At 70.2% G+C, this 19,531-nt stretch carries 17 protein-coding genes; 2 read left to right on the top strand and 15 right to left on the bottom strand.

Going from position 1 to position 19,531, the window contains the following annotated elements:
- Nucleotides 1-123 precede the first annotated feature (123 nt).
- Genes aspS through ABZ194_RS25190 form a run of 3 tightly spaced genes read right to left on the bottom strand, consistent with a single transcriptional unit; the run spans nucleotide 124 to nucleotide 3,821 of the window.
- Entirely contained in the window at nucleotides 124-1,860 is a 1,737-nt protein-coding gene (aspS, locus tag ABZ194_RS25180) for an aspartate--tRNA ligase (RefSeq protein WP_355599472.1), read from the bottom strand.
- The gene (hisS, locus tag ABZ194_RS25185; RefSeq protein WP_355599473.1) at nucleotides 1,857-3,122 is read right to left on the bottom strand and encodes a histidine--tRNA ligase; all 1,266 of its coding nucleotides are present in this window, start codon (nucleotides 3,120-3,122) and stop codon (nucleotides 1,857-1,859) included. Before hisS ends, aspS begins: the two co-directional genes overlap by 4 nt.
- A 3-nt stretch (nucleotides 3,123-3,125) precedes the next feature.
- Nucleotides 3,126-3,821 (bottom strand): MBL fold metallo-hydrolase, encoded by a 696-nt coding sequence (locus ABZ194_RS25190; protein WP_355599474.1) that lies wholly within the window; start codon nucleotides 3,819-3,821, stop codon nucleotides 3,126-3,128.
- Between the two features lie 148 nt (nucleotides 3,822-3,969).
- Here ABZ194_RS25190 and ABZ194_RS25195 point away from each other — a divergent pair, with 148 nt between their 5' ends.
- Nucleotides 3,970-4,833, top strand: coding sequence for a peptidylprolyl isomerase (locus ABZ194_RS25195; protein ID WP_355599475.1), 864 nt, complete (start codon nucleotides 3,970-3,972; stop codon nucleotides 4,831-4,833).
- Nucleotides 4,834-4,871: 38 nt separating this feature from the next.
- Nucleotides 4,872-6,122, top strand: coding sequence for a DUF349 domain-containing protein (locus tag ABZ194_RS25200; RefSeq protein WP_355599476.1), 1,251 nt, complete (start codon nucleotides 4,872-4,874; stop codon nucleotides 6,120-6,122).
- A 98-nt stretch (nucleotides 6,123-6,220) separates the two neighbouring features.
- On the opposite strand, the gene ABZ194_RS25205 is transcribed toward ABZ194_RS25200, so the two are convergent.
- The 12 genes from ABZ194_RS25205 to pdxS all read right to left on the bottom strand — a co-directional run bounded on the left by ABZ194_RS25205 (nucleotide 6,221) and on the right by pdxS (nucleotide 19,219).
- Nucleotides 6,221-8,416, bottom strand: coding sequence for a bifunctional (p)ppGpp synthetase/guanosine-3',5'-bis(diphosphate) 3'-pyrophosphohydrolase (locus ABZ194_RS25205; RefSeq protein ID WP_355599477.1), 2,196 nt, complete (start codon nucleotides 8,414-8,416; stop codon nucleotides 6,221-6,223).
- A 239-nt stretch (nucleotides 8,417-8,655) separates the two neighbouring features.
- On the bottom strand, nucleotides 8,656-9,174 hold the full coding sequence (locus ABZ194_RS25210; RefSeq protein WP_355599478.1) for an adenine phosphoribosyltransferase: 519 nt from the start codon (nucleotides 9,172-9,174) through the stop codon (nucleotides 8,656-8,658).
- 65 nt (nucleotides 9,175-9,239) lie between these two features.
- The gene (gene secF, locus ABZ194_RS25215) at nucleotides 9,240-10,277 is read right to left on the bottom strand and encodes a protein translocase subunit SecF (protein ID WP_355599479.1); all 1,038 of its coding nucleotides are present in this window, start codon (nucleotides 10,275-10,277) and stop codon (nucleotides 9,240-9,242) included.
- Nucleotides 10,277-12,043: a protein translocase subunit SecD gene (secD, locus tag ABZ194_RS25220; protein WP_355599480.1), complete on the bottom strand. Its 1,767-nt coding sequence runs from the start codon at nucleotides 12,041-12,043 to the stop codon at nucleotides 10,277-10,279. Before secD ends, secF begins: the two co-directional genes overlap by 1 nt.
- 83 nt (nucleotides 12,044-12,126) lie before the next feature.
- Entirely contained in the window at nucleotides 12,127-12,474 is a 348-nt protein-coding gene (gene yajC, locus ABZ194_RS25225; protein WP_355599481.1) for a preprotein translocase subunit YajC, read from the bottom strand.
- Between the two features lie 253 nt (nucleotides 12,475-12,727).
- Nucleotides 12,728-13,786, bottom strand: coding sequence for a Holliday junction branch migration DNA helicase RuvB (ruvB, locus tag ABZ194_RS25230; protein ID WP_355599482.1), 1,059 nt, complete (start codon nucleotides 13,784-13,786; stop codon nucleotides 12,728-12,730).
- A 124-nt stretch (nucleotides 13,787-13,910) separates the two neighbouring features.
- Nucleotides 13,911-14,531, bottom strand: a complete 621-nt coding sequence (gene ruvA / locus ABZ194_RS25235; RefSeq protein ID WP_355599483.1) for a Holliday junction branch migration protein RuvA — start codon at nucleotides 14,529-14,531, stop codon at nucleotides 13,911-13,913.
- Nucleotides 14,528-15,118, bottom strand: coding sequence for a crossover junction endodeoxyribonuclease RuvC (gene ruvC / locus ABZ194_RS25240; protein WP_355599511.1), 591 nt, complete (start codon nucleotides 15,116-15,118; stop codon nucleotides 14,528-14,530). Before ruvC ends, ruvA begins: the two co-directional genes overlap by 4 nt.
- A 103-nt stretch (nucleotides 15,119-15,221) precedes the next feature.
- The gene (locus tag ABZ194_RS25245; protein ID WP_355599484.1) at nucleotides 15,222-16,379 is read right to left on the bottom strand and encodes a GNAT family N-acetyltransferase; all 1,158 of its coding nucleotides are present in this window, start codon (nucleotides 16,377-16,379) and stop codon (nucleotides 15,222-15,224) included.
- A gap of 250 nt (nucleotides 16,380-16,629) precedes the next feature.
- Nucleotides 16,630-17,382 (bottom strand): YebC/PmpR family DNA-binding transcriptional regulator, encoded by a 753-nt coding sequence (locus ABZ194_RS25250; protein ID WP_355599485.1) that lies wholly within the window; start codon nucleotides 17,380-17,382, stop codon nucleotides 16,630-16,632.
- Between the two features lie 3 nt (nucleotides 17,383-17,385).
- Nucleotides 17,386-17,976, bottom strand: coding sequence for a pyridoxal 5'-phosphate synthase glutaminase subunit PdxT (pdxT, locus tag ABZ194_RS25255; RefSeq protein WP_355599486.1), 591 nt, complete (start codon nucleotides 17,974-17,976; stop codon nucleotides 17,386-17,388).
- A 328-nt stretch (nucleotides 17,977-18,304) separates the two neighbouring features.
- Nucleotides 18,305-19,219 carry a pyridoxal 5'-phosphate synthase lyase subunit PdxS gene (gene pdxS, locus ABZ194_RS25260; protein ID WP_355599487.1) on the bottom strand — a complete coding sequence of 305 codons (915 nt, stop codon included), beginning with the start codon at nucleotides 19,217-19,219 and terminating at the stop codon, nucleotides 18,305-18,307.
- Nucleotides 19,220-19,531 lie beyond the last annotated feature (312 nt).

Genomic DNA, 19,531 nt, shown 5'->3' on the forward strand with positions numbered 1-19,531 from the left:
CCGTTTAAAACCATGCTCCTGAGGCACCCCACACCAACTCATAATGCTCCCCCTAATCGCCGACCGGCCCCCGGATGTCCGGGGGCCGTCCGCCGTTTCCGGAGACCGGGAGGCGCCGGGAGGTCAGGCGTCCGTCTTCGGCTTGGCGTCGACGCCCGCCTCCTTGCGCTGCTCCCCGGTGATCGGGGTGGGCGCGGCGGTCAGCGGGTCGAAGCCGGAGGCCGTCTTGGGGAAGGCGATGACGTCGCGGATGGAGTCGCCACCCGCCAGGAGCATGCAGATCCGGTCCCAGCCGTAGGCGATGCCCCCGTGTGGCGGCGGGCCGTACTTGAACGCCTCCAGCAGGAAGCCGAACTTGCTCTCCGCCTCCTCCTTGGAGATGCCGAGCACGTCGAAGACGCGCTGCTGCGTCTCGGCCCGGTGGATGCGGATCGAGCCGCCGCCGATCTCCATGCCGTTGCAGACCATGTCGTAGGCGTAGGCGAGGGCCTCGCCGGGGTGGTCCTGGAAGTTGTCGGCCCACTCGGGCTTGGGACCGGTGAACGGGTGGTGGACCGCGGTCCAGCCGCCCTCGCCGTCCTCCTCGAACATGGGGGCGTCCACGATCCACAGGAAGCTCCACGCCGACTCGTCGATCAGGCCGCAGCGGCGGCCGATCTCCAGCCGGGCCGCGCCGAGCAGGTCGCGGGACGAGGAGGCCGCACCGGCGGCGAAGAAGATCGCGTCGCCGGGCGCGGCGCCCACCTTGGCCGCCAGCCCCGCGCTCTCGGTCTCCGACAGGTTCTTGGCGACCGGGCCGCCGAGCGCGCCGTCCTCACCGACGAGCACGTAGGCCAGCCCCCTGGCGCCGCGCGACTTGGCCCAGTCCTGCCAGCCGTCCAGCTCCTTGCGGCTCTGGGACGCCCCGCCCGGCATGACCACCGCACCCACGTAGGGCGCCTGGAACACCCGGAAGGCGGTGTCGGCGAAGAACCCGGTCATCTCGACCAGCTCCTGGCCGAAGCGCAGGTCGGGCTTGTCGGAGCCGTAGCGGGCCATGGCCTCCCAGTAGGTCATCCGGGGCAGCGGCACGGGCAGCTCGTAGCCGATCGTCTCCTTCCAGATGCGGCCGATCAGGGCCTCACCCAGCGCGATGACGTCGTCCTGGTCCACGAAGGACATCTCAATGTCGATCTGGGTGAACTCCGGCTGCCGGTCGGCGCGCAGATCCTCGTCGCGGAAGCAGCGGGCGAGCTGGTAGTAGCGCTCCAGACCGGCGACCATGAGGAGCTGCTTGAACAGCTGCGGCGACTGCGGCAGGGCGTACCAGCTGCCGGGCTGGAGCCGGACCGGCACCAGGAAGTCGCGGGCGCCCTCGGGTGTGGAACGGGTCAGCGTCGGAGTCTCGACGTAGTTGAACCCGTGCTGGTTCATCACCTCGTGGGCGAGGTAGGTGGCCTTGGAGCGGATCCGCATGGCCTGCGCGACCTGCCGGCGGCGGATGTCGAGGTAGCGGTACTTGAGGCGGGCCTCCTCCGAGACGCCCGCGGCGCCCTCGACCGGGAACGGCGGCGGCGCGGACTCGCTGAGCACCTCGACCTCGGAGGCGACGACCTCGATCGCGCCGGTCGGCAGCTCGGGGTTCTCGTTGCCCTCGGGGCGCACTCGCACCTGTCCGACGACCTTGACGCAGTACTCCGCGCGCAGACCGTGCGCGTCGTCCTCCTCGCGGAAGACCACCTGGGAGGAGCCGGAGGCGTCGCGCAGGTCGATGAAGACCACGCCGCCGTGATCGCGGCGGCGTGCCACCCAGCCGGCCAGCGTCACCAGCTGCCCGGCGTGCTCGGCGCGCAGTGATCCCGCTTCGTGCGTGCGGATCATTTGTTCAGTCTCTCCTCCAGGATCGTGACGATCTCAGCGAGCGGTACGGCGGCCTGGTCACCGCTGACCAGGTCCTTGACCTGGGCGGATCCCTCGGCGATATCTCGATCTCCGAGGATCACGGCGTAGCTCGCCCCCGACCGGTCGGCGCCCTTCATCGCGGCCTTGACGCCCTTGGCGCCGAACGACATGTCGGCGTCGAGGCCGGCCCGGCGCAGCTCGGTGATGAGCCGGAACATCCGGCGGCCCGCCTCGGCGCCCAGCGGCACACCGTACACCTGGACGCGGGACTCGGGGGCCTGGCCGTCGAGCAGCCCCTCGGCCTCCATCGCCAGAAGGGTGCGGTCGACGCCGAGCGCCCAGCCGACGCCGGGCAGCGCCGGCCCGCCGAGTGCCTCGCTGAGCCCGTCGTAGCGCCCGCCGCCGCCGACCGCCGACTGCGAGCCCAGCCCGTCGTGGACGAACTCGAACGTGGTGCGCGTGTAGTAGTCCAGACCGCGGACCAGCCTGGGGTCGTCGGCGTAGGCCACACCTGAGGCGGTCAGCAGCGAGCGGACCTCCTCGTGGTAGATCTTGCACGCCTCGCACAGGTGGTCGACGACCAGCGGGGCGCCGGTGAGCCGCGCCCGCACCTCGGGGCGCTTGTCGTCGAGCACGCGCAACGGATTGATCTCGATCCGGGCCCGGGTGGGCTCGTCGAGGTCGAGCCCGCGCAGGAAGTCCTGCAGCGCGGCGCGGTAGGCGGGGCGGCACTCCCGGTCGCCCAGCGTGTTGAGCAGCAACCGGACGCCGGTCAGCCCCAGCCCGGCGTAGCCGTCGGCCGCCAGCACGATCAGCTCGGCGTCCAGCGCGGGGTCCTCCGCCCCCAGGGCCTCGGCGCCGACCTGCCAGAAGTGGCGGTAGCGGCCCCTCTGGGCCCGCTCGTAGCGGAACTGGCTGCCCGAGTACCACAGCTTCACCGGAAGCCTGCCGTTGTGCAGGCCGTGCTGGAGGACGGCCCGCACGACCGGCGCGGTGCCCTCGGGGCGGAGCGTGATCGAGCGCCCGCCCTTGTCCTCGAAGGTGTACATCTCCTTGGAGACGATGTCGGTCGACTCCCCGACACCCCGCACGAACAGCGCGGTGTCCTCGAAGACCGGTGTCTCGATGTAGCCGTATCCCGCGCGGCGGACCGGGGCGGTCAGCGCCTCGCGGACCGCGAGCGCCCGCTCCGAGCGGGGCGGGAGCCAGTCAAAGGTGCCCTTGGGCGCCTGCAGAGTCATCTTCTAAAGTCCCCTGGTGGGACCGGCGTACGGCGCGGCCTCCGCGAGATACGGGTTGGTGGCGCGCTCGTGGCCGATCGTGGTCTGTGGTCCGTGTCCGGGCAGGACCACCGTGTCCTCCGGCAGCGGCAGGCACTTGGTGGCCAGGCTGCGCAGAATGGTCGGGTAGTCGCCGCCCGGAAGGTCTGTGCGGCCGATGGAGCCGGCGAACAGCAGGTCGCCCGAGAACATCACGTCGGGGATCTCCTCGGTGCGGGGCAACCTGAACGTCACCGACCCCCTGGTATGGCCGGGGGTGTGGTCGACCGTCAGCTCCATGCCCGCCAGGCGCAGCACCTCACCGTCGGCCATCTCCCGCACGTCGTCGGGCTCGGTGAAGGTCAGCCCGCCGAACAGCTGCTGCCTGGCCGCCAGGGGGAGCCCCTTGCCCGGATCGGAGAGCAGCTCACGGTCTTCGGGATGAACCCACGCGGGGATGTCACGCGCGCCGCAGACCGGGGCGACCGACCACATGTGATCGATGTGCCCGTGGGTGACCAGCACAGCGACCGGCTTCAGCCGATGCTCGCGCAGCACGTCGTCCAGGTCGCCGACGGCGTTCTGGCCCGGATCGACGACGACGCACTCCTCGCCCGCGGCGGGGGCGACGACGTAGCAGTTGGTCTGAAACGACCCTGCGGGGAACCCGGCGATGAGCATCTGCCTCAGCTGATCTCGTCAAGAATACGGATGGGAATGTAACCGAAGGGTACCGGTGCGGGTCGGCGGGCTGCGAACCATTACCCATTGGCCGATACGATTCGCCCACCTCAATAAGTGATACTCCGGCACTCGGGAGGGCGAAGCGGTGAGCGGCAAGGACCGCCAGAAGCAGCTGGCGCGCGAGCACCACGAGCGGCAGATCCAGCGGCGCATGGAACGTGAGGCCCGGGCCAAGCGTAACGCGATCATCGGTACCAGCGGGGCCGTGGTGGTGGTCGTGGGCGGTGTGATCGCCGTGACCGCGCTGCTCGGAGGCGGTGACCCCTCCTCGGCCACGGTCGAGAAGACCCCGGCGGCCTCGCCGTCGAGCCCGTCGGCGACCCAGGAGACCGCCAGGCCGACGGCGTTCGACCCCGCCGCCGGCACCTGCGGCTACGTCGCCGACACCGGCGGCGGCCCGGCCAAGGACGTCGGCCTGCCCCCGGCGAAGGTGGACATGTCACCCAAGACGATGACCCTGAAGACCAACCGGGGGGACATCGTCGTCGAGGTGTCGGCCAAGAAGACACCCTGCACGGTCAACTCCTTCGCCTTCCTGGCCAAGGAGAAGTTCTTCAACGGCTCCAAGTGCCACCGCCTCGGCTCCGACCGGTTCCCGGTGCTGCAGTGCGGCGATCCGCTGGCCAAGGCCGACGGCAAGAGCCAGACCGACGGCCAGGGCGGTCCCGGGTACCGTTTCGTCAACGAGAACCTCAAGGGGGCGAAGTACACCCGGGGCGTCGTGGCCATGGCCAACAGCGGCGCCGACACCAACGGCAGCCAGTTCTTCATCGTGTACGGCGACGCCCCGCTGACCCCGGACTACACCCCGTTCGGTACGGTCACCAAGGGAATGGAGATCATCGACAAGGTGAACAAGGGCGGTGTCATCACGCCGGGGCCCGACGGCACCGGGGCTCCGAAGGAAACCGTGGAAATCAAAGACGTGACAATGTCCAGCAAGAGCTGACGTAATACAACCAAGAGGCGGTTAGCCTCGAAAGGCTGATGAAAGTGCGGGAGGACACGGTGAGCACCGACCCGTGGGGCCGGGTAGACGACGACGGCACCGTCTACGTGCGTACGGCTGAGGGAGAACGGGCCGTCGGGTCCTGGCAGGCCGGCGAACCGGAGGAGGCCCTGGCCTACTTCCATCGCAAGTTCGACGAGCTGGCCGGGCAGGTCACGCTGCTGGAACAGCGGGTCCGCGGCACCGACCTGCCGCCCGCCCAGGCGGAGGCGACCATCGTCAAGCTCCGCGAGGCGATCACCGGCGCGCACGCCGTCGGTGACCTCGGCGCGCTGCTGGGGCGGCTGAACGCCGTCACGGAGCTGGTCGCCCAGCGCCGCGAGGAGGTCAAGGCCGCCAGGGACGTGGCCCGCGCGGAGGCCAGGGGCATCAAGGAGCGGATCGTCGCCGAGGCCGAGCGCATCGCCGACGACACCACCCACTGGAAGACCGGCGGCGAGCGGCTGCGCCAGCTCGTCGAGGAGTGGAAGACGGCCGAGCGCATCGACCGGGTCACCGAGGCCGCCCTCTGGAAGCGCCTCTCGGCCGCCCGCACGGCCTTCGCCAAGCGGCGCAAGGCCTACTTCGCCGGGCTGGACGAGCAGCGTGAGGGTGTGCGCTCCTCCAAGGAGCGCATCGTGGCCGAGGCGGAGGCGCTGGCCTCCTCCACCGACTGGGGCGCCACGGCGTCCGCCTACCGCGAGCTGATGCAGCAGTGGAAGTCGGCGGGCCGGGCCTCCCGGGAGGTCGAGGACGAGCTCTGGGGCCGCTTCAAGGGCGCCCAGGACCAGTTCTTCCAGGCCCGTTCGACGGTCTTCGCCGAGCGGGACGCCTCGCTCGCGGCCAACGCCGAGGTCAAGGAGCAGTTGCTGACCGAGGCCGAGAAGATCCTCCCGATCTCCGACGCCCGTTCCGCCAGGGCCGCGCTCCGCGGCGTCCTGGAGCGGTGGGAGGCGGCCGGCCCGGTCCCGCGTGAGCAGCGCGACCGCCTTGAGGGCGGGCTGCGCAAGATCGACGACGCGGTCCGCAAGGCCGAGGAGGCGGAGTGGAAGCGCTCCAACCCCGAGGCCCGCGCCCGCGCGCAGAACACGGTCGACCAGCTCCGCAGGTCCATCGAGCAGCTGGAGGCCCGCCTGACCAAGGCGCAGGCGGCCGGCAAGGACAAGGACGCCAAGGACGCCGAGGAGGCCCTGACCGCCCGCCGTTCCTGGCTGGAGGAGGCCGAGCGTACACTCGCCGAGTTCTCCTGACGGATCCCGAGGTTTCCGGGGGCGTGCCCGCCATGGGCACGCCCCCCGGAACCGTTACGGCACTCGGGCCGGCGGATCGGGGAGGACGGCGGCCGGGATCAGGAGCCGGCGCCGCTCACCCGGTAGACGTCGTAGACGCCCGGGATGTTGCGGACGGCCTTGAGGACGTGCCCCAGATGCTTGGGGTCGCCCATCTCGAAGGTGAACCTGCTGATCGCCACGCGGTCCCTGGAGGTGGTCACCGACGCGGACAGGATGTTCACGTGCTGGTCCGACAGGGTCCGGGTCACATCCGACAGCAGGCGCGGCCGGTCGAGCGCCTCGACCTGGAGCGCGACCAGGAACACCGAGTCGTCGCCCACCGACCAGGCCACCTCCACCAGGCGGTCGGGCTCCGACCTCAGCTGCTCCACGTTGGGGCAGTTGGTGCGGTGCACCGACACCCCGTGACCGCGGGTGACGAAGCCGATGATCTCGTCGCCGGGCACGGGGGTACAGCAGCGCGACAGCCGGACCCAGACGTCGGAGTCGCCCGCGACCACCACGCCCGCCCCGCCGCTGCCACGGGGACGGCCGCGCAGCTTCGTCGGGACCGAGGCCTCGGCGATGTCCTCCTCGGCGCCCTCCACCCCCCCGATGGAGTGGACCAGCTTCTGAACCACCGCCTGGGCGGCCACGTGGCCCTCTCCGACGGCCGCGTAGAGCGCGGAGACATCGGGGTAGCGCAGGTCCCTGGCGAGGGCCAGAAGGGACTCTCCGGACATCAGGCGCTGCAGGGGCAGGCCCTGCTTGCGCATGGCCCGGCCGATGGCCTCCTTGCCCGCCTCGATCGCGGTCTCGCGGCGCTCCTTGGAGAACCACTGCCGGATCTTGTTGCGGGCCCGGCCGGACTTGACGAACTTGAGCCAGTCGCGCGACGGCCCCGCGTCGGGCGACTTGGAGGTGAAGATCTCCACGGTGTCGCCGTTGCCCAGCCGCGACTCCAGCGGCACCAGGCGGCCGTTGACCCGGGCGCCGATGCAGCGGTGGCCGACCTCGGTGTGCACCGCGTAGGCGAAGTCGACCGACGTCGCCCCCTCGGGAAGGGCGATCACCTGGCCTCTGGGGGTGAAGACGTAGACCTCGGAGACCGACAGGTCGAACCTGAGCGACTCCAGGAACTCCCCCGGGTCCGCGGTCTCCTTCTGCCAGTCGAGGAGCTGGCGGAGCCAGGCCATGTCGCTGGCCGGCTTCAGCTTGGCCCCCGGCGGGCCGGAGGTGGTCATGTCCTCCTTGTACTTCCAGTGCGCGGCCACGCCGTACTCGGCCCTGTGGTGCATGCCGTGGGTGCGGATCTGGAGCTCCACCGGCTTGCCCTCGGGGCCGATGACCGTGGTGTGCAGCGACTGGTACATGTTGAACTTGGGCATCGCGATGTAGTCCTTGAACCGGCCCGGCACCGGGTTCCATCGCGCGTGGATCGTCCCGAGGGCGGCGTAGCAGTCGCGGACCGTGTCGACCAGCACCCGGATGCCGACCAGATCGTAGATGTCGTCGAAGGCGACGTCCCTGGCGATCATCTTCTGGTAGACCGAGTAGTAGTGCTTGGGACGGCCCTTGACCAGCGCACGGATCTTGGCCTCACGCAGGTCGCCGGAGACCTTCTCGATGACCTCCTGCAGGAACAGGTCCCTGCGCGGGGCCCGCTCCGACACCATCCGGGCGATCTCGTCGTACCGCTTGGGGTAGAGCATGGCGAACGCGAGGTCCTCCAGCTCCCACTTGATGGTGTTCATGCCCAGCCGGTGGGCGAGAGGCGCGAAGATCTCCAGCGTCTCACGGGACTTCTGCTGCCGCTTGTGCTCGGGCAGGTAGCGCATGGTGCGCATGTTGTGCAGCCGGTCGGCGAGCTTGATCACCAGCACCCGGATGTCGCGGGACATCGCCACGACCATCTTCCGCACGGTCTCGGCCTGCGCGGCGTCACCGAACTTGACCTTGTCGAGCTTGGTGACGCCGTCGACCAGCAGCGCGATGCTGTCACCGAAGTCCGAGCGCAGCTCGTCCAGCCCGTAGGCGGTGTCCTCGACCGTGTCGTGCAGCAGCGCGGCGCAGAGCGTCTCGTCGTCGGTGCCCAGCTCGGCGAGGATGGTCGCCACCGCCAGCGGGTGGGTGATGTACGGATCCCCGCTCTTGCGCTTCTGATCGCGATGATGGTAGGCGGCCACATCGTAGGCACGCTCGATGAGCCGCAGGTCTGCCTTCGGATGGGTCGCGCGGACCGTCCGGAACAGCGGCTCAAGCACCGGGTTCATGGCGCCACCCCATTGCCCCCCAAGGCGTGCGAGCCTGCGCCTTACCGCGGGCCTCTCTTCGGTGGCTCCGGACACGGCAGAACCGGCATCGCCTGCCGGGACGGCCGTCGCGGGACCGCCACCGTCGGCGGTCACGTCGGGAACGACCACATCACGGGGCACTCAGACTCCTCACATTCGAGTCCAGATCCCCCCAGTGTATCCAGACCGACTCCGATGCCCTCCCCGGCGGGGTGCCATCAGACGATCACGAGGGAATGCACCTCGACGCCGTCCAGCCGCTCCCGGCCGTTGAGGAAGGCCAGTTCCATGAGGACGGCGATGGCGACGACGTCGGCACCCGCCCTGCGGACCAGCTCCACCGCCGCGCACGCCGTGCCGCCGGTGGCGAGCACATCGTCGACGATCAGGACGCGTTCCCCTGGGACGAAGGCGTCTCGATGGACCTCGATGGTGGCGGAGCCGTACTCCAGATCGTAGGACTCCTCAAGGGTCTCCGAGGGCAGTTTGCCTTTCTTGCGCACCGGGACGAAGCCGGCGCCGGCCTTGTACGCCACGGGGGCCGCCAGGATGAACCCCCGGGCCTCGATCCCGACGATCTTGTCCACCCGGTGGAGGCCGGCGAGCTCGTCCACCACGGCGGCCATCACCGGCGGATCGGCGAGCAGGGGGGTGATGTCCTTGAACAGCACCCCCGGCCGGGGGTAGTCGGACACGTCGCGGATCCGGGTCAGGATCAGCCTGCTCAGGTCACTCATCGTCACTTCCTCAAGGAAAAGCCTCCGTCCCCCGAACCAGGGGACGGAGGCTCGATCTCCGCGGCCTACTTCTTCTTGCGCTTCTCGCCATCGGACGGGGAGCCGTTGGCGGCTCCCGCCGTCACCGGCTGCCGGACGCTCTTGGCCGTGCCCTTGGTCCCCTGGGAGGCGAGCCTGCGGGCGAGCGCCTGGTAGCGCGATTCGCGCTCCTTCAACGTGACCAGCAGCGGCGTCGCCACGCACAGCGAGGAGTACGTGCCGACGAGCATGCCGACGAAGAGCGCCAGCGACAGGTCCTTGAGCGTACCGGCCCCGAAAAGCGTGGTGCCGATGAACAGGATCGCGGCCACCGGCAGAATCGCCACCAGGGTGGTGTTCAGCGACCGGATCAGTGTGTGGTTCAGCGCGTTGTTCGCGGCCTGGGTGTAGGTCACCTTGGAGGTCGTGCCAAGCTTGGCGGTGACCTCCTTGATCATGTCGAACACCACGACCGCGTCGTACAGCGAGTAGCCGAGGATCGTCAGGAAGCCCAGCAGGGTCGCCGGGGTGACCTCGAAGCCGGACCACGCGTAGACGCCGGCGGTGATCACCAGGTCGTGGAGCAGCGCCACGACGGCGGCCAGCGCCATCTTCCACTCGAAGGCGAGCGTGAGGTACAGGATGATCGCCAGCATGAAGACGATCAGACCGGTGACCGCCTTGTCGGCCACCTGACCACCCCACGAGGCGCCGATGACCTGGAGGTTGACCTGGTTCTGCGGGAGGCCGAACTTCTGGGCCACCGTCTTCTGAACGCTTGTCACCTCCTCGGCCGGGAGGCTCTCGGTGGTGACCCACCAGCCGTTGTTCGTGGTCTGCACGATGACCTGGTGGGCGCCCGCGTCGCCGAAGGTGCTCCGCACCTCCTGGATGGAGGTGGTCGGCGCCTTGAAGGAGAACACCGACCCGCCCTTGAACTCCACTCCCAGGTTCAGCCCCTGGAAGACCAGACCGGCGATGGAGATCGCCAGCAGCACGGCGGAGAGGCCGTACCAGAGCTTCTTGCGTCCGACGAAGTCGACGTCGATCTCGCCGCGGTACAACCGGCGCGCGATGCCGGACATCAGGCCTCCTGCGGAACGGTCTTGGAGCCGACGGCGGCCGTGCTGCTCATCCGCTCGGCGTCGAGGCCGGAGAGCTTGTGCCCCTTGGCGAAGAACTTCCGCTTGGCCAGCAGCGCCACGAGCGGCTTGGTGAACATGAACACCACGACGATGTCGATGATCGTGGTCAGGCCCATCGCGAACGCGAACCCGGCCACGCCGCCGACCGCCAGGAAGTACAGGACGATCGCGGCGATGAACATGACCGCGTCCGCGATCAGGATCGTCCGGCGGGCACGGACCCAGGCGACCTCGACGGCCGTCCGCAGCGAGCGGCGGCCCTCCTTCATCTCGTCGCGGATGCGTTCGAAGTAGACGATGAACGAGTCCGCCGTGATGCCGATCGAGACGATCAGGCCGATGATGTGCGGCAGCGACAGGCGGAAGCCCGCGAACGCGCCGAGGAGCACCACCGCCTGGAAGGTCAGGGTCGACGCCACCACGAGGCTCAGCACCGAGACGACGCCCAGACCCCGGTAGTAGAGCATCGAGTAGATCAGGACCAGGCCCAGGCCGATCGCGCCGGCGATGAGGCCGCCGCGGAGCTGGTCGGCGCCCAGGGCGGAGGAGACCTCGTTGATCGAGCCCTTCTCGAACTTCAGCGGCAGGGCGCCGAACTTGAGCTGGCTGGCCAGCTCGTTGGCCGACGCGTCGGTGAAGTTGCCGGAGATCTGCGCCCGGCCGCCGGTGATGGGCTCCTGGATGACCGGCGCGGAGATCACCACGCCGTCCAGGACCATGGCGACCTGGTTGCGCGGCGGCTGCGAGTTGAAGGCGGTGGTGGTGACCTTCGACCACTGGTCGGGGCCCTGCCCCTTGAAGGAGAGCTGGACGAGCCACTCGCCGGTGGTCTGATCCACACCGGCGTTCGCGGTGGCGATCGAGCTGCCGATCACGGCCGCCTTGTCGAGAACGTACTTGGCGCTGCCGTCCTCGCTACAGCCGACGAACTGCTTGTTGGGGTCGTCCTGGGCGCCCTGCCCCTTGTCCTTGGAGCAGTCGAGGGTCTCGAACTGCTTGAGCACCGCCGGATCGATGCCGGTCGGGTCCACCCCCGCCAGGGGGTCGTCGGACTCCGCGGGCTGCGGCGGCTGCGCGGACGGAGTCGCGCTCTTACCGGGCTTGTCGGACTTGTCGGGCTTGCTGGAGGGGGTAGGGGCCGGGCTGGGGTTGATGAGCGCCGCGGACAGGGCGCGACCGGCGGGCGAGCCGCTCGGGGTGGGTGCCGCGGTGATGGTCGCGGCCGGCCGAGACGAACCGGTGTCCTCCTTGCCCTCGGCCTTGGGCGAGGAGGACGGGGCCGGCGTTTTTGCCCCCTTCCCGCCGGGGGCTGTAGGAGTCGGCGTCGGCGCCTGGGTGGGCATCTGCCCCGGGGGCTGAGGTGATCCGGCCGCGACCGCCATCACCTGACGGAATCGCAGTTCCGCAGTGGTGCCGACCAGCTTGACGACTTCCTCTTGGCCCACTCCGGGGACGGAGATGATGATGTTGTCGCCGGACTTGGCGACCTCGGCGTCGGAGATGCCGCTGCCGTTCACCCGATTACGGATGATGCCAACGGCCAGGTCGATACTCTCCTCGGTGGGAGGGGTACCGTTCGGGGTGACGGGTTGCAGCGTCACTGTCGTGCCGCCGGCGAGGTCAAGGCCATATTGGGGGGTGTACGCCTTGTTCAGGAGCATCACCCCGCCCATGGCGAGAATAATCGCCAGAAGCAGGAGGAGCATGCGTCCCGGTCTGCTCTGGCCACTGGTCGATCGGGCCACTGGTCGTCAGTTCTTTCGGCTGTAGGGATTGTTGGCGTGCCTACTCATGACTTCTTGGTCGTCGAGTCCTGGTCGTCACCATGCGGCTCCACGGTCCCGGCCACGTTGTCGTCCACGGTTCCGACGTTCTTGACATCATCGTCCTCCACGTCGTCGACCGGTGTCAGCACGCGGCCGATCGCGGCCTTGACCCAGCGGGTCTCAACACCGGGGGCGATCTCAAGGATCACATCGTCGGCGTCGATCGCCACCACCGTCGCGAAAAGCCCGGTGGTCGTCATGATGCTGGTCCCCGGGGCCAGGGAGTTCTGCATCCGGGCCTGCTCCTGCTGCCGCTTGCGCTGCGGCCGGATGAGCAGGAAGTAGAACACCACGACCATCAGAGCGATCATGATAAGGCTCGAATAGTTGCCGCCCATAGGGCCGCTCCTTCACTTAAGAATGACCGGCCTGGCGCCGGACGTCGTATACGGCCACGCCGCTCAGCACGTCAGCCTACACAGCCAGCCAAGCCACGGAGTTTAGGCGAGCTGTTAGGAGCGCGGCAACGAAGTCACGATCTGGCGCGCGGGGAAGTTCCCATTTCGATACCGTTGTCACCAATTCGTGATCAACGTGACGCGGCCTTCCTCCCAGAATTCAACGTCAGGGAGGGGCCGAATCATCCCCGAGATCACCGATCATCGAGGCGCCGAACGCCTCCGGGGGCGGGGTCAGGCCCAGGTGAAGCCAGGCGGCGGCGGTCGCGACGCGCCCGCGGGGCGTGCGGGCCAGCAGTCCCTGCCGCACCAGGAACGGCTCGGCGACCACCTCGACGGTCTCAGGCTCCTCGCCCACCGCGACCGCCAGGGTGGACAGACCCACCGGGCCGCCGCCGAACTTACGCAGCAGCGCCCCGAGCACGGCCCGGTCCAGCCGATCCAGCCCTTCGGCGTCGACCTCGTAGAGGTTCAGCGCCGCCGAGGCGACATCCCGGGTGATCACTCCGTCGGCCCGCACCTCCGCGAAGTCGCGCACCCGGCGCAGCAGCCGGTTGGCGATGCGGGGCGTGCCCCGGGAGCGCCCGGCGATCTCGCGGGCCGCGTCACCGGGAAGCCGCAGGCCGAGCAGCCGCGCCGAACGGTGCAGAACCTGCTCCAGCTCGGCGGGGTGGTAGAAGTCCATGTGCGCCACGAACCCGAACCGGTCGCGCAGCGGCGCGGGCAGCAACCCGGCCCGGGTGGTGGCCCCGACCAGGGTGAACGGCGCGACCTCCAGCGGGATCGCGGTCGCCCCCGGCCCCTTGCCCACCACGATGTCGACGCGGAAGTCCTCCATCGCGAGATAGAGCATCTCCTCCGCCGGGCGCGCCATCCGGTGAATCTCGTCGATGAAGAGGACCTCGCCCTCCGAGAGCGTCGACAAGATCGCCGCGAGGTCGCCTGCCCGCTCCAGCGCGGGGCCCGAGGTGATCCGGAGCGGCACGGAGAGCTCGGTGGCGATGATCATGGAGAGGGTCGTCTTCCCCAGCCCCGGTCCACCGCTCATCAGCACGTGGTCCGGCGGCCGGTTGCGCCGCAGCGCGCTGTGCAGGACCAGGGACAGTTGCTCGCGCACCCGCGCCTGACCGATGAACTCCTCCAGCCGCTTGGGCCGGAGCGCCGCCTCGACGAGCCGCTCGTCGCCCTCGGCCTCCGGCGACACCAGATCCCGCTCGGAAGTCACGCCGATCCACCCTCACTCGCTGGGACGCCCGGCCGGGCCGTCGTCCTGCCGGCCCCTCGCCACCCAGACCCGTGGCGCCCCGGGACGACCGGCGTCCGCGTCGCGGCGTCCGGGGTCACCGGGGTCACCGGACGCTCAGCACGCGGAGCGCGGCCTTGAGCAGCGCCGCCACCTGCGGGACCCGGCCCTGCGCGATCTCGGCGTCGGCCTGGGGGGCGACGGCGGCGACGGCCTCGTCGGCGTCCCTGGCCGGGTAACCCAGCCCCACCAGCCCGGAATGCACCTGGTCACGCCAGGGGGGCGTGACCCCGCCCCCGTCGAGGGCGGCGTTGACGGCCTCCTCGGGCGTGCCGAGCCTGTCCTTGAGATCGACGATGATCCGCTGGGCGCCCTTGGGCCCGACCCCCGGCACCCTGGTCAGCGCCTTGACGTCCGCGCTCGCCACGGCCATCCGGAGCGCGTTGGGCGTGTGCACGGCCAGCATCGCCAGGGCGACCTTGGGGCCGACCCCGTTGGCCGTCTGCAGCATCTCGAAGACCGCGCGCTCGTCGTCGGCGGCGAAGCCGAACAGCGTCAGCGAGTCTTCGCGGACCACGAGGGAGGTGGCCAGCCTGACCTCCTCCCCCAGCCGCAACGTGGCCAGCGTGCCCGGCGTGCAGTGGACCAGCATGCCCACCCCGCCGACCTCGACCACCGCCCCGTCCGGCGCGATCGTGGCCACCCGTCCGCGCACCGAGGCGATCACTGCGTGGTTCCTCTCGGATGCCCCGCGGCCCGGCCGCGTCCGCGGAAGTAGGCGGCGGCGGTGGTGCCGGGGCCTGAGCGGGCCCTGGCCGCCGCCTCCGCCAGCCGATTCTGCGCGCCACCCCGCCACACGTGGCAGATGGCGAGGGCGAGGGCGTCGGCGGCGTCGGCGGGCTTGGGCATCGCGTCCAGCCGCAGCAGCCGGGTCACCATGGCCCCGACCTGCTGCTTGCCGGCCGTACCACTGCCGGTGATCGCGGCCTTGACCTCGGAGGGCGTGTGCAGCGCCACCGGCAGCCCCCGGCGGGACGCGCACAGAATCGCCACCGCGGAAGCCTGGGCGGTGCCCATCACGGTCCTGAGGTTGTGCTGGGCGAAGACGCGCTCCACCGCGACCGCGTCGGGCTCGATCTCGTCGAGCCACCTCTCGATCCCCGTCTCGATCGCCACCAGACGGGCACCGATCTCCTCGTCGGCGGGGGTCCGCACGACTCCGACCTTGACCAGGGTGAGCGGCGCTCCCGGCCGTCCCTCGACCGCGCCGAGGCCGCACCGGGTCAGCCCCGGGTCGACCCCCATCACCCGCAACTCGGGCAACCGCACCGACACGCCTCCACTCGCCGAACATCTGTTCGGTGCCCGACTCTACCGTGTGTGAGCACGCGACGCACGGTTACCCGGCACCGCCCCGTCAGAAGTAGTCGAGCATGTGGGGCCTGGCCTGGAAGGCCTCGTCGAGGGCCGCGTCACCGTCCGCCGGCCCGGTGAGGAGTCCCGAGCGGCGGAGGGTGGGTGTGGGAACCCCCGCGTACAGGGCGGCGAGGGCGTTGGCCGTGAGGACGGGAACGGTCCCGGGCCGGGAGCCGGCGGGCTGGACCGTACCGGATCCGCCGGAGACCGTCAGGTGCCAGCTGCCGGAGTTGGCCTCCCGCCGGGGGTCGTCCACCTGGATCACGGTGTCGAGGACGACACCCGGCGGGAAGCCTCGCCCCGCGACGGCGGAGGCCAGGTCGACGACGCGGAACATCCAGCGGGTCTGCTCGATCCTGTCCTCGGCGCGGTCGCCGATCAGCCAGAGAACCGGGTCGTCGGGGGCGACGACCGCGCGGACCGACTTGGCGATCGAGGCGGAGGAGCCCACCAGCGACCACAGGGCCCGGACGGTGGCCTCCGAGCCCGCGACGAGGTTGGAGACCTCGATGTCGTTGCCGTTCCAGCGATAGACGACGAAGCCGTCGTCGGCGAGGTAGAGGAAGGCGTCCTTGTCCGCCAGCCGCGACTCCCAGGCACCGGCGTCCCAGCGGACGGGGCCGGAGGCGCGGGTGGCCGCGTGGACGCGGCCGAGCAGCGCGATCACCTCGGCGGCGTCGCCGGGGCCCATCCGGCGGAGCCCGACCCGCTCGGTGAGCCCGATGCCGCGCAGCGCCTCGGCCGGCAGCGTGGCCCGGTACATGGCGCCGGCGTGTTCCCAGCCCAGCGACCGGTAGAGGGGGGTGGTGGCCGGATAGAGGGCCGAGACCGGATGTCCCAGGTCCGCGCAGCGGTCGAGGGTGGCCTGCATCAGGGTCCGGGCGACGCCACGTCCCCGGTCTTCCGGGGCGACGGTCACCGAGGCGACGCCGCCCATGGAGATCGGCCTGCCGTGCCACCACTGGGTGAAGTCGGCGATCCGGCTCGTCGCGACGAGCCGGGGGCCGTCGACAAGGCCGAGGTATCTCCCGCCGCCGAGCATCGGGACGACCAGCCTGCGCCAGACCTCCTGCTCGGCTTCGGACAGGAGCCCGAAGGCACGCGTGCGGTTGTCCATCACGGCGTCGAGATCGTCAAGGGTCAAATCACGTAGCTGCACAGTCGTCCAACCTAGGCCATCCGCCTGGGGCGGGAGCCGCGGAGGAACGGTCCACGTCGAGAGCGCGCTGAAAAGGCGGTCCCGCCTTCGGCCCTCGCCCCTCCTGCGGAACGGTCCCGGCGGACCTCCCGCAAAACCCCCGTGCGGCGAGGCGTCCACCTGCGGCGAACCCCGGAGCCGGCCGACCCGCCGATCGACGCGCCAGGGGGGCGGGCAGGGGTCACCGGCGACGGGCGCCGGGCGGGTGCGCTCAGGCGTCGAGCTTCTCCATGACCTCGTCGGAGACGTCGAAGTTGGCCCAGACGTTCTGAACGTCGTCGCTGTCCTCAAGGGCGTCGATCAGCCTGAAGACCTTGCGGGCGCCGTCCTCGTCGAGCGGGACGTTCATCGTCGGCAGGAACCCGGACTCGGCCGAGTCGTAGTCGATCCCGGCGGCCTGCAGGGCTTTGCGGACCGGGACGAGGTCGGTGGCCTCGGAGACGACCTCGAAGGAGTCGCCGAGATCGTTGACCTCCTCGGCTCCCGCGTCGAGCACGGCGGTCAGCACGTCGTCCTCCGACAGCTCGCCCCTGGGGACGAGCACGACGCCCTTGCGGTTGAACATGTAGGACACCGATCCGGGGTCGGCCAGGGAGCCGCCGTTGCGGGTCAGGGCGACCCGGACCTCCGAGGCGGCGCGGTTGCGGTTGTCGGTGAGGCACTCGATCAGCACCGCGACGCCGCCCGGGGCGTAGCCCTCGTACATGATGGTCTGCCAGTCGGCGCCGCCGGCCTCCAGGCCGCCGCCGCGTTTGCGGGCGCGCTCGATGTTGTCGATGGGGACCGAGTTCTTACGCGCCTTGGTGATGGCGTCGTACAGCGTCGGGTTGCCGTCCGGGTCGGGGCCACCGGTCCGAGCCGCGACCTCGATGTTCTTGATGAGCTTGGCGAACAGCTTGCCCCGCTTGGAGTCAAGCGCGGCCTTCTTGTGCTTGGTCGTCGCCCATTTGGAGTGGCCCGACATCGGCTAGAGCTCCCTCACCATCTCAACGAAGTATGAATGCACCCCGACGTCCCCGGTAAGTTCCGGGTGGAAGGACGTGGCGAGCAGCGGTCCTTGGCGGACCGCGACGATCCTATCCCCCGCTTCGGCCCGAGCCAGCACTTCAACCTCGGAACCCACGGATTCCACCCACGGGGCGCGGATGAAGACCGCGCGGAGCGCGCCGCGCCCGGCGAAGTCGACGTCGGCCTCGAAGGAGTCGACCTGGCGGCCGAAGGCGTTGCGGCGGACCACCATGTCGATGCCGCCGACCGTCTGCTGGCCCTCGACCCCGCCCTCGATCCGGTCGGCCAGCATGATCATGCCGGCGCAGGAGCCGTAGGCGGGCATGCCGCCCTTGATCCTCAGCCGGAGCGGTTCGAGCAGCTCGAACGTGTCGGCGAGCTTCCACATCGTGGTGGACTCCCCGCCGGGGATGACCAGGCCGTCGACCGCCTCCAGCTCACCGGGACGCCGTACGGCCACCGCCTTCGCACCCACCGCCTCCAGAGAGCGCACGTGCTCGCGCACGTCTCCCTGCAGGGCGAACACACCGATGGTCGGGGCGATGCTCACAGTGGTCCTCTCAAGGGGCGCGGAAGGCTCCTTCAGCGTATGGCCACCGCGCGCGCCGCCCCAAACCCGATCATCCTCCGGACCGTTCCCGCGGAACCGTCCGGTCCGGGCCCTCGCCTCCGGCCCGGACCGTTCCCGGAGCCCTCGCCCACCGGCCCCCTCCTCGGCGGGAGAAGATCGCCGGGGGTGGGCACGCCCCGGCGGGTCCCGCGCGGCCCCGCGCGGCCTGGGGCGGCCTAGGGCGCCGACCGGCGCGGGGCGCGGAGACCGGCCCCGGAAAGCGGAAAAGGCGGCCTCCTCGCGGATGCCGCCTTTTCCGGGGGAACGCCTACCAGCCGCGCTCCGCCAGACGGTGCGGGGCCGGGATGTCCTCGACGTTGATGCCCACCATGGCCTCGCCCAGGCCGCGGGAGACCTTGGCGATGACGTCCGGGTCGTCGTGGAAGGTGGTGGCCTTGACGATCGCCGCGGCGCGCTGGGCCGGGTTGCCGGACTTGAAGATGCCCGAGCCGACGAACACGCCCTCGGCGCCGAGCTGCATCATCATCGCGGCGTCGGCCGGGGTGGCGATGCCCCCGGCGGTGAAGAGCACCACGGGCAGCTTGCCGGTCTTGGCGACCTCGGCCACCAGCTCGTACGGCGCCTGCAGCTCCTTGGCCGCGACGAACAGCTCGTCCTCGGGCAGCGAGGACAGGCGCTTGAGCTCGCCCCGGATCTTACGCATGTGGGTGGTGGCGTTGGAGACGTCGCCGGTGCCGGCCTCACCCTTGGAACGGATCATCGCCGCGCCCTCGGTGATACGGCGCAGCGCCTCACCCAGGTTGGTCGCACCGCAGACGAAGGGCACCGTGAACTGCCACTTGTCGATGTGGTTGGCGAAGTCGGCCGGGGTCAGCACCTCGGACTCGTCCACGTAGTCGACGCCGAGCGACTGGAGCACCTGGGCCTCGACGAAGTGGCCGATGCGGGCCTTGGCCATGACGGGGATGGAGACGGCGGAGATGATGCCGTCGATCATGTCGGGGTCGCTCATCCGCGAGACGCCCCCCTGGGCGCGGATGTCGGCGGGGACCCGCTCAAGGGCCATGACGGCGACGGCGCCTGCGTCCTCGGCGATCTTGGCCTGTTCCGCGTTGACGACGTCCATGATGACGCCGCCCTTGAGCATCTCGGCCATGCCGCGCTTCACCCGGGCGGTTCCGGTGACGGCGGTCTCGGTGACTTCGGGCGTGCTGCTGGACACGGTCTCTACCTCACGACGGCTGGGTTGCGGATCACGGGCCGCCCCCAGGGCGGTTTCCGGCACCTCCATCGTAGGCGCTGGGCGGCATGTCCTCTTACACACCATCTTGTCTCCATCGAGCGATCTTCTTGGACATCATGGAGGACCTGCGTCGATGGGCGGGGAATTCCTGGGGTTCCAGGCCGTACGGCGGTCTTCCCCGATCGGCTGGAAGGCGGCGCCCCGACACCGGAAACGGCCGAGGGGCGGCGGGTCCGGGAGCGACCGGAACGGCCCAGGCCGACTGGGGAAGATCCCGAAGAACAACCCAAA

The sequence above is a fragment of the Streptosporangium sp. NPDC006007 genome (genome assembly GCF_040614315.1).
GTDB lineage: Bacteria > Actinomycetota > Actinomycetes > Streptosporangiales > Streptosporangiaceae > Streptosporangium.